Source organism: Nonomuraea sp. K271 (genome assembly GCF_009908215.1).
Lineage (GTDB): Bacteria > Actinomycetota > Actinomycetes > Streptosporangiales > Streptosporangiaceae > Nonomuraea > Nonomuraea longispora.
In genome coordinates, this window is sequence record NZ_JAAAHR010000223.1 from 1 (window position 1) to 12,356 (window position 12,356).

10 protein-coding genes and 1 pseudogene are annotated in these 12,356 nt (G+C 73.3%); 3 read left to right on the forward strand and 8 right to left on the reverse strand.

Annotation, left to right across the window (positions count from 1 at the left end):
* The 7 genes and pseudogenes from GUY59_RS42710 to GUY59_RS42740 form a co-directional block, all read right to left on the reverse strand.
* Positions 1-341: pseudogene (locus tag GUY59_RS42710) on the reverse strand (hypothetical protein); the annotation flags it as partial.
* 23 nt (positions 342-364) lie between these two features.
* Positions 365-1,192 carry an ABC transporter ATP-binding protein gene (locus tag GUY59_RS42715; protein ID WP_138207755.1) on the reverse strand — a complete coding sequence of 276 codons (828 nt, stop codon included), beginning with the start codon at positions 1,190-1,192 and terminating at the stop codon, positions 365-367.
* The gene (locus tag GUY59_RS42720; RefSeq protein WP_138207753.1) at positions 1,189-2,253 is read right to left on the reverse strand and encodes an ABC transporter ATP-binding protein; all 1,065 of its coding nucleotides are present in this window, start codon (positions 2,251-2,253) and stop codon (positions 1,189-1,191) included. Before GUY59_RS42720 ends, GUY59_RS42715 begins: the two co-directional genes overlap by 4 nt.
* A 58-nt stretch (positions 2,254-2,311) precedes the next feature.
* Positions 2,312-3,172 carry an ABC transporter permease gene (locus GUY59_RS42725; protein WP_138207751.1) on the reverse strand — a complete coding sequence of 287 codons (861 nt, stop codon included), beginning with the start codon at positions 3,170-3,172 and terminating at the stop codon, positions 2,312-2,314.
* Positions 3,169-4,122 (reverse strand): ABC transporter permease, encoded by a 954-nt coding sequence (locus GUY59_RS42730; protein WP_138207749.1) that lies wholly within the window; start codon positions 4,120-4,122, stop codon positions 3,169-3,171. Before GUY59_RS42730 ends, GUY59_RS42725 begins: the two co-directional genes overlap by 4 nt.
* A 3-nt stretch (positions 4,123-4,125) precedes the next feature.
* On the reverse strand, positions 4,126-5,652 hold the full coding sequence (locus GUY59_RS42735) for an ABC transporter substrate-binding protein (protein ID WP_138207747.1): 1,527 nt from the start codon (positions 5,650-5,652) through the stop codon (positions 4,126-4,128).
* A 10-nt stretch (positions 5,653-5,662) separates the two neighbouring features.
* Positions 5,663-6,568, reverse strand: coding sequence for a serine hydrolase (locus GUY59_RS42740; RefSeq protein ID WP_138207745.1), 906 nt, complete (start codon positions 6,566-6,568; stop codon positions 5,663-5,665).
* 84 nt (positions 6,569-6,652) lie between these two features.
* Between GUY59_RS42740 and GUY59_RS42745 the strand changes: the two genes are divergently transcribed.
* The gene (locus GUY59_RS42745; protein ID WP_138207743.1) at positions 6,653-7,672 is read left to right on the forward strand and encodes a LacI family DNA-binding transcriptional regulator; all 1,020 of its coding nucleotides are present in this window, start codon (positions 6,653-6,655) and stop codon (positions 7,670-7,672) included.
* Positions 7,673-8,280: 608 nt separating this feature from the next.
* Entirely contained in the window at positions 8,281-10,563 is a 2,283-nt protein-coding gene (locus GUY59_RS42750; protein WP_138207741.1) for a WD40 repeat domain-containing serine/threonine protein kinase, read from the forward strand.
* Between the two features lie 51 nt (positions 10,564-10,614).
* Here GUY59_RS42750 and GUY59_RS42755 read toward each other — a convergent pair whose 3' ends face one another.
* A complete protein-coding gene (locus GUY59_RS42755; protein ID WP_138207739.1) occupies positions 10,615-11,883 on the reverse strand; it encodes a cation:proton antiporter in 1,269 nt (422 codons plus the stop codon).
* Between the two features lie 191 nt (positions 11,884-12,074).
* Between GUY59_RS42755 and GUY59_RS42760 the strand changes: the two genes are divergently transcribed.
* Positions 12,075-12,356 (forward strand): aldehyde ferredoxin oxidoreductase N-terminal domain-containing protein (locus GUY59_RS42760; protein ID WP_201762017.1); only part of this gene is annotated, 282 nt, incomplete at its 3' end.

Below are 12,356 nucleotides of genomic sequence, written 5' to 3' on the forward strand. Positions count from 1 at the left end.
GGCGAAGGGGCGGGGCCGACCAGGGCCAGCGAGCTGCATTCGGGGGCGGCGGTGTTCCAGCCGGTCAGCTCCGCGCGCAGCTGCAGGATCCAGCCGTCGGCGGCGCTCAGCCCCGCCCCTTCGCCGACGCCGTCCACCTCGGCGGCCAGTTCGGGCGCGACGGCCTCGGTGGCGACGCGGAAGTCCATGGCCCGGTCCCTGGCGGCCGCCGGGCCGAGGCCGCTGACGATCAGCTCGTGGTGGCGCAGGACGAGCGGGCGGGCGGCCTCGCCGTACGCCTGGCCCGCGGCGCGGCCGTCGCCGGGAACGTCGATCTCCGTCAACCGGACGGGAGGGCTCACCCGTCCACCTCCTTCGGTCTCGTTCATGGTGTCCTCGCCGTGCGCCGCGCGGTGAGCGACGGCACGGCGGCGACCAGTTCGCGGGTGTATTCGTGCCGGGGGTCGGTGTAGATCTGCTCGGCGGGTCCCAGCTCGACCAGCTCGCCGCCGCGCATCACGCCGATCCGGTCGGCGACCAGCCGGACGACGGCCAGGTCGTGGGAGATGAACACGCAGCCGAAGCCGGTGGCCTCGCGCAGCCCGGCGAGCAGATCGAGGATTTGCGCCTGGGTGGAGACGTCCAGCGCGGAGACCGGCTCGTCGCAGATCAGCACGCGCGGGTCGCAGGCGATCGCGCGGGCGATGGCGATGCGCTGGCGCTGGCCGCCGGAGAACGCGCGCGGCAACCGGTCCGCGTGCTCGGGCCGAAGCCCCACCTCCCGCAGGAGGCCGGCGACCCGGTCGCGGCGGGCGGCGGCGTCCAGGCTTGTGTGCAGCAGGAGGGGTTCGGCGATGCTCGCCCCGACGCGCATGGCCGGGTTGAGCGAGCCGAGCGGATCCTGGAAGACCATCTGCAGGTCCCTGCGGCGGGCCCGCAACGCCCGGCCGCGCAGGCGGGCCAGGTCGTCGCCGTCGAGCAGCACCTGCCCGCGGTCGGGACGCAGCAGGCCGACCAGCATGCGCGCGGTCGTGGACTTGCCCGAGCCGCTCTCGCCGACGATGGCCAGCGTCTCGCCCGAGCCCACCTCGAACGACACATCCCGCACGGCGGGCCGCCCGCCGAACGTCTTCTCCAGCCCGCGCGCCCGCAGCAGGACACCGGCCTCCTGCCCGCTCGCGCCGCTGCCACGGGCCTGGTCCCGCCCGCTCATGGTGTCGCCTCCGCCGGCCTGCGGAGCCCGCCGAGCCGGCGGAGTTCGGTGCTGCGGGCGCAGCGCACGCTCCGGGCGCCCGTCCTGACGAGCTCGACCGGCGCGCTGTCGCACGGGTCCGGCCGCGTGTGAGCGCAGCGGGAGCTGAACGCGCAGCCGGGCGGCGGCTCGCCGGGGGCGGGGACGGCGCCGGGGATGGCCCGGGGCTTGCGCCCGCGCATGGCGTTCTCGGGCGCGGCGGCCAGGAGCGCCGCCGTGTACGGGTGCGCCGGATCGTCGAACACCTCGCCCACGCCGCCCTCCTCGACGAGGCGGCCCGCGTACATGACCGCGAGCCGGTGGCAGGTGCCGGCGACCACGCCGAGGTCGTGGGTGACCAGCAGCATGGCCATGCCGAGCTCGTCCTGCATCCGGACGAGCAGGTCGAGGATCTGCGCCTGGATGGTCACGTCGAGGGCGGTGGTCGGCTCGTCGGCGATGAGCACGGCGGGTTCGCAGGCCAGCGCCATGGCGATCACCGCGCGCTGCCGCATGCCGCCGCTGAAGGTGTGCGGGTAGTCTCCCGCCCGCCTGCCGGGCTCCTTGATGCCGACGGCGCCGAGCAGGTCCACGGCTTGGCGGGCGGCAGCGGCGCGGCCCGTCCCGAGGTGGCGCCTGAGCACCTCCGCGATCTGCTCGCCCACGGTGATGGACGGGTTGAGGCTGGCCATGGGGTCCTGGAACACCATGGCGACTCGCCGGCCGCGGACGTCGGCCAGCGTACGGGTGCCGGCCGTGACGAGGTCGAGAGGCGGCCGGTCGCCCGGCTCCAGCAGGCGCACCGAGCCGGCGGTGACGGCGACGCCGCGCGGCAGCAGCCCGAGCAGGGCCAGGGCGGTCATCGACTTGCCCGACCCGGACTCGCCCACCAGCGCCAGCGCCTCGCCCGCGCTCAGCCGGAAGGACACGTCGTGCACGAGGGGGACCCAGTCGGCCGCGGGGTCGGCCGCGGGGTCGGCCGCGGGGTCGGCCGCGGGGCCGGCCGCGACCGAGAGGCCGTCCACCTCCAGGATCTGGGTCATGGGACCTCCTTCGCCGGTTTCATGACCGGGGTGCGGTGTTCGTTCAGGGCCGGCTCTGTCATGTGGGCTCCCGGTCCCGGCGGGCCAGCGCGTCGCGCAGCCCGTCGCCCACGGTGTTGAACGCGAGCACCGCCACCAGGATCACCAGACCGGGCAGGACGACCAGCATGGGGGCCTGCTCGAGGTAGCGTACGGCTCGTTTGAGCATGGAACCCCAGCTCGCGAGCGGGGGCTGGACGCCCAGGCCGAGGAAGCTGAGGCTGGCCTCGGCCAGGATCGCGTAGCCGAACGTGAGGAAGGCCTTGACGATCAGCGGCGTGCCGACGTTGGGCAGGACGTGCCGCCACAGGATCCTGGTGGTGGAGCAGCCGGTGGTGATCGCGGCCTGGATGTACGTCTGGCCGCGCACGGTCATGGTGGCGCCCCGGGCCACCCGGTAGAAGCCGGGCGCGTAGACGACCCCGACGGCGATCATGGCGTTCGTCAGGCTGGGGCCGAGCGCGGTGGCGATGGCGATGGCCAGCACCAGGCCGGGGATCGACAGCAGGGCGTCGGCGATGCGCGACAGCACGAGGTCGGCGCCGCGTCCCAGGTAACCCGCGAGCAGGCCGAGGGGGACCCCGCAGACCGTGGCCACGCTCACCGCCAGCAGGGACGCGCCGAGCGAGACCCGGGTGCCGTGCAGCAGCCTGCTGAGCACGTCGCGGCCCGACTCGTCGGTGCCCAGCCAGTGCGCGTCGCTCGGGCCTTCGAGCCGGTGCAGCAGGTCCTGGTCCACCGGGTCGTGCGGGGCGATGAGCGGCGCCGTGAGCGCGACCAGGGTGAGGACGGCCAGCACGCCGAGCGCGGCGGCGACGTCGCGGCGGCCGGCCAGCCGCCGTCCGAGTGTGTCGCGCCGCCCGGTCGTGATCGCGGTCATGCGGCCGCTCCCGTCTGCGCGCCAGGGGTGAGCCACCGGTAAGCCAGGTCGACGGCCAGGTTGGCGGCCACCACGACGACGGTGCTGGTGATCACGATGCCCTGCAGGACGGGCAGGTCCTGGCGGGTCACGGTGGACTCGGCCAGCGTGCCGAGCCCGGGCAGCCCGAACACGGCCTCCACCACCACCGCGCCGCCGAGCAGCTGGCCGGTCTCCAGCCCGAGCACGGTCACGAACGGCACCGCCGCGTTGCGTACGGCGTGTTTGCGCAGCACCGTGAGCGGCAGCAGCCCTTTCGCGCGGGCAGTGCGGACGTAGTCGGTGTCGAGCACGTCGGCCAGGGCCGCCCTGAGCTGGCGGGTCGGCTCGACGGCGGCGGCGACGCCCAGCGTGAGGGCGGGCAGGGCGAGGTGCGCGGCGAAGGCTCCGGCGCCGTCGGTGAGCGGCCGGAATCCGGTGGCGGGGAAGACGGGAACGGTGATCGCCAGTGCCAGGATCAGCATGAGCCCCAGCCAGAACGACGGGGTGGCGACGGCGAGCGCGGTGCCGGAGGAGATCACCCGGTCGAGCCGCCCGCCGGGCCGCAGCGCGGCGAGCGTGCCGAGCGGCAGCGAGATCAGCACCGCGACCGCCATGGCGGCCATGGCGAGGGAGAGCGTCACGGGCAGGCGTTCCATGAGGATCTCGGTGACCGGCTGGGAGTTGTAGAGGGAGGTGCCGAGGTCGCCGGTGACGGCGGCCCCGGCCCAGCTCAGGTAGCGCACGGCCACGGGCTGGTCGAGGCCGAGCCCGGTGCGTACGGCGGCGATCTCCTCGCGGGTGGCGTGCTCTCCGGCGATGTGGATGGCGGGGTCGCCGGGGATCAGCAGCGAGAGCCCGAATGTGATCACGGACACGACGAAGAGCACCACGAGGGCCCCCGCCAACCGTTTGACCAGAAATATCGCCATAAGTCAGCCCATACCGACGACGCGGATGTCGTCGTACCCGGTGAGCAGCTTGCCGAAGTCGCGCACCTTGTCGTTGACCGCGTAGTACAGCTTGCGGTTGCAGATCGGCACGTTGTACGCGTGCTCGGCCGCGACCTTGGCGATCTCCCGGTAGCCGGCCTGCTGCGCGGCCCGGTCGGTGGCGGCCGCGCTCTCCTCCGCGAGCTCCTCGATCCGCTCCACGGTGAGGTCGCCCGGGTTGTTGAGCCCGCCCTTCAGGTAGTCCTGCTGGGTGATGAGCCGCGGGTCGGGGCCGGCCACGCCGATCTGGCTGACCAGGGCGTCGGCCTGGCCGCGGTTCTGGTAGAGGTCGATGGACTGGTCGGCGCTCATGGGCCGCAACCTCATGTCGACGCCGATCTCCTTGAACTGGTCCTGGATGGCCTCGCCGAGCTGCACGAACGCGGTGTTGTCCCACACCAGCGCGGTGAAGGAGAACCCGTCGGGCAGCCCCGCGGCGGCCAGCAGCTGCCTGGCCTTGGCCGGGTCGTACGGATAGGCGCCCTCCAGCGAGGGCTCGTGCGCCCAGTGCCCGGCCGGGGCCGCCTGGACGGTCGGCTCGCAGGAGCCGAGCAGCAGCTTGTCGGTGATCGTCCCGCGGTCGACGGCGTGGTTGAGTGCCTGGCGCACCCGCTGGTCGCCGAACTCGGAGCGGCCGGTGTTGAGGTTGAGCTGGTAGACGAGCCCGGTCAGGAACTCCTCCACCTTCAGGTCGGCGTCGCGCGCGGTTTCGGCCTGTTCGGGACGGATGAGCGTGGCGTCGTACTGGCCGGAGCGCACGCCGTTGAGCCGGGTGTCGTCGTCGTTGACGAACGACATCTCCAGGCCCTTGAGCCGCTGGGCGCTCTTGTCGTAGTAGCCGGGGAAGGGCTTGTAGACGACGCGGTCGTCCCTGCGGTAGTCGGTGACCTGGTACGGGCCCGAGCCCACGGGCTTCCTGTCGAGGTCGGGGTTGTCGAACGCCTTCGGGCTGATCAGCGCGCCGCCCCGGTGGGCCAGGGCGTTGAGCAGATCCTCCTCGGAGCCGGTGTGGCGGATGGCCAGCTCGTCGTCCTCGACCTCGACCTCGTTGATCATCTTCAGCAGTGACGTGGCGGTGCTGCCCTTCGCCGTCATCGCGCGTTCCAGGTTGGCGCGCACGGCTTCGGCGTCCAGCGGGGTGCCGTCGTGGAACGTCGCGCCCGAGCGCAGCGTGAAGACCTCCTTGCCGCCCTTCTTCTTCCACGACTCCGCGATCATGGGGGCGATCTCGCCCTCGGGCGTGATCGTGACGAGGCGGTCGTAGACGGGCAGGACGTAGAGCTCGTCCCAGGCCGTGGACGCCTTGTGCGGGTCGAGGGTGGAGGGGAACGCGGTGTAGGCGAAGCGCAGCACGCCGGCTCCGGACTGGGTGGACGCCGCTCGTTCGCCGCCGCCCTGCGCGCAGCCCGCGCTCAGGACGGCGATCACGGTCAGGGAGGCCGCGAGAACGCGACCGGTCATACGAGACATGCGAGTCTCCTTACGGATGCATCTCCTCCCAGCACGCACGGCTGAGATGGGCAATGTGGACCCTCGCCCCCGAAAACCCCGGCAGCCCGTCGGGCAGGACCGCGGGAAGCTCGTCCGTGTAGACCGTGAGCACGTAGCGCGGTCCGTCGTCGCCGAAGAAGACGCCGCCGTCGCTGACGTCCCGCCAGCCGGCGCCGCTCTTGTGCGCGATCTTGGTCCCGTACGGCAGGAACGCCGGCATGGTGTCCCTGAACTGCTGCCGGCAGAGCACGTCCAGGGCGAACGAGCAGAGCTCGGGCGGGCACCCGAGCAGCCGGTTGGCCTCGGGCTCGGCCGCGGAGCCGTGAGTGATCAGCTCCAGCAGCCTGGCCTGGTCGGCGGGCGTCGTCACGTTGCTCGCGTCGACCGGATGGTCGGGGGCCAGCTCCGGGATCAGCGCGTGACGGTGCCGCGTGCCGTCGAGGCCGGCCGACGCGCACAGGTCGTTGACGGCGTCGAGGCCGACCAGGTCGAGGACGTGGGCGGTGGACAGGTTGTCGCTCTGGATGATCATCAGGGTGACGGCGTCGCGCAACGACAGGCTCAGCCCCGGGTCGAGGTGTTGCAGGAGCCCGGTGAAGACGCGGTCGCGGTAGCGGCCGTCGATGGTCAGGCGGGTGTCGAGATCGAGCTCGCCCCTGTGCACGGCGCGCAGTGCCGCCATCATGACGGCGACCTTGCGGGTGCTGGCCGCCGGGAACGCCCGCGTGCCGTGCCGGTCCGCCCGCATCACACCGGCCCTAGCGCCGGCCCTAGCGCCGGCACTGCCGCTGGTCGGCAGGCCGATGAGGCACCAGCCGGTGACGTACGGCTGCGCGTCGCACAACGCGTTCAGCCGCCGGACGGCCCGTGCGAACCGGGACGTGCTCGCATGCATGTCGGCGACTCTAAGCCAAAACGATTTGGCATCACAAGACCTCCTGCCTAATCGATTTGGCACCGATGGCCCTAGGCTGACCCCATGCAGCCGTCACGATCCCGTCCGCGGATCCGCGATGTCGCGGAGGCCGCAGGGGTGTCCGAGACCACGGTCTCCCACGTGCTCAACAACAAGGGCCGGGTCGACGCGGCGACCAGGGCCCGGGTGGCGAAGGTGGCCGAACGGCTCGGCTACCGGCCCAACAGCAACGCGCGCGGCCTGCGCTCGGGCCGGGCCGACACCATCGCGCTGCTGATGCCGATCGTCGATCTCGACGCCACCCACCACATCCTGGCCGTCGACTTCTACCTGTCGCTGACCATGAACGTGGTGGAGGCCGCGTTCGAGCGAGACCAGGCGCTGCTCCAGCTGCCGCCGCTGCGCCGGCTCGACGACCTGCGCCGGTTCGGCATCGACGGCGGCATCGTCGTCGACCCGCTGCCCGCGGACCCGCGGGTGGCCATGTTCGACCGGCTCGGCCTGCCGGCGGTCACGATCGGCCGCGACATCGCCCACGCAGGCGCCCCGTGGTGGGTGGCCGCCGACAGCGCGGCCGGCACGCTGACCGTCCTCGACCACCTGGCCGCCGCCGGAGCGCGCAGGGTGGCCATGTTGTCGGTGGACATCGGGTGGTCGTGGTTCGCCGACGCCGAACGCGCGTACGCGGAGTGGACGGCCCGGCACGGCCGCCATCCGATGCTGGTGCTGGCCCGGCCCGACAAGCTCGACAGCAGCGCGGCCGAGGCGGCGGGACGGCTGCTCGACCTGGAGCCCGACGCCGTCTACGTGCCGCCGCAGTGGCTGGCCACCGGCCTGCTGCGCGCCGCCAGGGACCGCGGGCTGAGCGTTCCCGGCGACCTCCTCGTGTCCGTGGGGGTCGACAGCCACCAGGCGCGCACGAGCGAGCCGGCGCTCACGGCCGTCGACCTCGATCCGGCCAGGACCGCGAGGGAGGCGGTCGACCTGCTGATCAGCCGGATCGAGGGCCGCCCGCCGCGGGCGCCGCGCGTCATCCCGGTCACCCTGCTCCCCCGGCGGTCCACGGCGGTGGTCACGACGTGAGGCAGTCCTGCGGCCGCAGCGCCCGCTCCACGATCCTGACGTCGCCGATCCGGCCGTAGAAGCCCTGGCCGTCCGTCAGCGCGAACTGCGTGCCGCCGACGAGCGCAGCACCGCGCCCCTGCCGGGGTTCTTGCCGGGCCGTCGAAGCGCAGGCCGGCGTGCGCGGGCCGGCCCCGCGCCCGGCAGCCCCCGGCGTCGAAGCGCCAGTACGCCATGCCCCTGGGCATGGCCTTCCTGGCCGGCCTGGGCGGCGGGGTGCGCGGGGCGAACTCCTTGAGATAGTCGGTCTCCCCGCGCTGGTCGCCGGTGCTGGAGGCCACGTCGTGGTTGCCGGTCAGGAAGCGGAACGCGCGGCGGGGGCGGCGACGGCCGCCTGCAGCATCGTGCGGCGGCCGAGGGAGGGATGAGGCATGGGCAGCACCGTGGTCTCCGTAGGTGGCGTCATGGTCGTGGCGGCGGTAACGCTCGCCCTCCGCGGGCGGAACTCTTCGATGCGGACATCTCGGGGCGGGCGCGGTCAGGGCGGTGGTCGGGCACCGGATCTTCTTCTGCGGGGCATTGAAGCAATAATGTGTGGATCGTTTGAATAGTTCGAGGAAAGGGGCGGGATGCCGGAAATGCGCCCGCTCCGGCCGGACGACCCCGAGCACATCGGCGGCTACCGGCTTGCCGGCGTGCTCGGCTCCGGAGGGCAGGGAGTGGTCTACCGGGGCACCGGCGACCCGGGCCCCGACGTCGCCATCAAGGTGCTGCACGGCCACCTGAGCCACGACGACGGCGCCACCGCCCATTTCCTGCGGGAGGTGGAGGCGGCGCGGCGGGTGGCCGCCTTCTGCACGGCCGCGGTGCTGGACGTCGGCATGCTGGGCGAGCGGCCGTACATCGTGAGCGAGTACGTCCCCGGCGACACGTTGCAGGCGGTCGTCCGCTCCGGCGGACCGCGCTCCGGCGGGGCGCTCGACCGGCTGGCCATCTCGACCCTGACCGCGCTGACCGCCATCCACCAGGCCGGGATCGTGCACCGGGACTTCAAGCCGGGCAACGTCCTGATGGGCCCCGACGGGCCGATCGTCATCGACTTCGGCATCGCCAAGGCGCTGGACGCCACGACGCACACGTCAGGGCCGATCGGGACTCCCGCGTACATGTCGCCCGAGCAGTTCGGGGGCGAGCGGCTGGGTCCGGCCTCCGACGTGTTCAGCTGGGCGGGCACGATCGTGTTCGCGGCCACGGGACGCGCGCCCTTCGCGGGCTCGACGGTGGCCGTCGTCGTCAACAACGTGATCAACGGTGTGCCGGATCTCTCGGGCGTGCCGGAGCACCTGCTGCCGGCGGTCGAACGATGCCTGTCCAAGGACCCCGCCGCCCGGCCCGCCCCCGCCGACCTGCTGCAGGACATCATCCGACGGACGAACCCGGCCGGCCGCCCGCACCCTGCGACGGCCGGACCCCTGGAAGGGCAGGCGCCGGACGGCCTGCCACCACCGGCACCGGTCCACGACCCCGCACCGGGCGGCAGGCCGCCGGCTCCTCCACAGGTCGGCACTCCACCCGCACCGGGCGGCGGGGCGGCGTCCGTATCTGGGGCGGCGGACGGCGGTGACGGGTCGCCGGAGACGGAGACCGCGCCGCCGCGGGCGGGGGCGCTCAGCCGCCGCGTTCTGATCGGCGGGGTGGCCGCAACGGCCGCGCTCGGGTTGTCCGCGTTCGCCGTGTTCCGCCCCGACCGTGGCCTCCTGGATCCCGGCCGCCCGGTCCTCCGGCCGGGCGGTGAACGTACGGACCGTCCCGGTCAGGGCGTCTCCTCGCCAGGAGCGAGCGGCAGCCCGGCACCGACCGCGCAATCCACCCCTGCGTCCTCACCTGTCTCCTCACCGGCCGCCTCGGCCGAGCCGTTCGGCACGCCGGTCAGGCAACCCGCGGCGCTGCCTTCGAAGTACGGCCAGGCGGTGGCCATGTCCGTCTCGGGGACGACGGTCGTGTGCGCCACCCGCAAGGGGGCGGTGCTCGCCTGGGACACGGCGGGTGACGGCGCTGCGGGCGACGGTGCTCGGGGTGTCATCCGGATCGGCGACGGCGGGGCGGCGGCCACCTCGGTCGCCGCCGGGCGCGTGGGTGACCGGCCGGTGGTCGCCTCGGGGCACGCCGACGGCAGGATGCGGTTGTGGAGCCTGACGGGCGAGAGCCTGGCCGGCCACCGGGCCGGCGACCCGATCATCGCGGTCACGGTCACGGACGAGGGCACGGCCATCGCCGTGTCGCAGAAGTACGACATCACCAGGGACCTGCACAGCGTCGTGCGGCTGTGGGACATCGGCACCGGCAGGCAGATCGGTTCCGCGATCGACGATCACTACCAGGGTGTTCACGGCCTGGCGTTCGGGCGGCTCGGGCGCGACGACGTGCTGGTCACGGGGGACGGACGCGGGCGCGTCCGGGTGTGGCGCCTGCCGGCGGGAAAGTTGCGGCACTCGTTCGGCATGGGCACGTACAGCGGGATCGAACTGCTGGCCGGCGGCGAGGTGGCGGGCCGGCCGGTGGTCGTCTCGACGCACCAGAACGCCACCCTCCGCGTGCACGACCTGGCGACGGGCAAGCGGGTGAAGATGTGGAACTTCAGCGGCGCAAGCCCTGACGACCGGGGCACCATCGCGCTCGTGGCGGGGCGGCTCGGGGAACTGCCCATCGCGGCCGTGACCCACGCCCCCTTGGGCGGCGACGTCTTCGTCCGGGTCTGGGACCTCGACGACGGCGAACCCATCGGCACGCTGGGCCCTGCGGACGGGGGCGCCGCCCAGGCCCTGGCGCTGGCCGACCTCGACGGCAGGCCGGTGGTCGCGGGCGTGGACGGGAACAGGACGGTACGGATCTGGAGCCTCGGCCCGCCCTGACGCCCCGGCCGGCAATCATGCTCGTGGCGCCCGGGCAGTGCGCCGGACCGGTCAGCCGGGCGGCCCGGCGGCGGGCACGCCGTTTCCGGCGCGGTCGCGGAGCGCGTCGATGCGCTTCATGATCGGGGTGGCCGTGAGGCCGTGCAGGGCGACCGAGGCCACCACGGTGAAACCCGTCACCGCCCACAGTTCCTCGGCGGGCACGCCGAAGCCGGTCTGGCCCAGCGCGTACGCCAGGTAGAACAGCGACCCGATTCCCCGGATGCCGAAGAAGGAGATCACCAGGCGCTCCCGGGGCCCGGCCGGGCCGCGCACCTGGGCGAGCCAGCCCGTCAGCGGCCGGATGGCGAGCAGGAGCAGCAGCCCGACGGCCGCGCCGCGCCACGTGAGCCCGGACAGGCCGCCGGCCGCGACGAAGCCGCCGAGCAGGAGCAGCAGCCAGGCAGTGAACAGTCGCTCGATCTGCTCGACGAAGCCGTGCAGGACGTTGTTGTAGCCGTGGCCGTGCTCGCCCCGCCTGATGGCGCAGGCGGTGACGAACACGGCGACGAAGCCGTACCCTTGCACGAGTTCGGTCACCCCGTACGACAGGAGCGTGGCGGCGAGTGCGACGAAGCCGTCGCGGCGTTCCGACAGGCGCAGCCCCCCGGACGGGGCGCGGAAGAACAGGCGGCCGAGCAACCAGCCGATCAGCAGTCCTGAGACGATGCCGGCGGCGGTGCGGTAGAGCACGTCCATGAGCGCCCACTCCCCCACCCAAGCGTCGCCGGCCACCGCGACGGCGATGGCGGCGTACACGAAGGGGAAGGCCAGCCCGTCGTTGAGCCCGGCCTCCGAGGTGAGGGCGAAGCGCACCTCGTCGTCGGCGTTCTCGGCGTCGACGGGCTCGCCGACGTGCACGTCGGAGGCGAGCACCGGGTCCGTGGGCGCCAGCACGGCCCCGAGCAGCAACGCCGCCCCGGCCGGCCAGCCGAGCAGGAGGGTGGCGGCGACGGCGACGCCGGCGACGGTGAGCGGCATCGACAGGCCGAGCAGCCGCCACGTCGTGGACCAGGAGCGCAGCCCGGCCCGCCGGTTGATGGCAAGGCCGGCCCCCATGAGGGAGATGACGACGCACAGTTCGGTGATGTGCTCGAGCGCCGTCCGGTGGGCGACCGGGTCGGGGTCGGGCAGGCCGATCGGCAGGGCGAACAGCACCATGCCGCCCAGGAGGTAGACGAGAGGTAAGGACAGGGGTCTGCTGGCGAGCGCCTGCGGCAGGAAGGCCGCGAGCAGCGCGGCTCCACCGGCCAGGGCCAGGATGAGATCGGGAGTGGTCATCGCCTGATCTCCTGCCCTGGCGGTCGCGAAAAATCCGCACAACCGTCGTACTCCCCCTTTTCGCACGTCACGTGCAAGAAGGCGGGGTTGCGCCCCTGCGGTGATATGTGATGGTGTGCCGCTTCTGGGCCTGGCGGACGGCGACGGGCCTGCCCGGGGCCGGCCGCCTCCTTCGACTCAAGGAGGCTTTGTTGCCGTTCATCGTCGATCTGACCAGCGGGAACGTCGTTCGCGAAGACCGCTCGGCCGAGAGGGGACACTACGGCGGGTCCGTTCTCGGACTGCGGCTGCTGAGCGAGCGCGTGCCCGCGGGGCTGGATCCGTACGACCCCCGCGCCCTGCTGTACGTGGCCGCGGGCATGCTGGGCGGGACGGAGGCGCCCGGCCTGGCCAAGGCCGTGTTCCTGGCCAAGTCGCCGCTGACGGGGGTGGCCGGGGAGGCGCACGCGCTGGGGCCGTTCGCGGCCGGGATG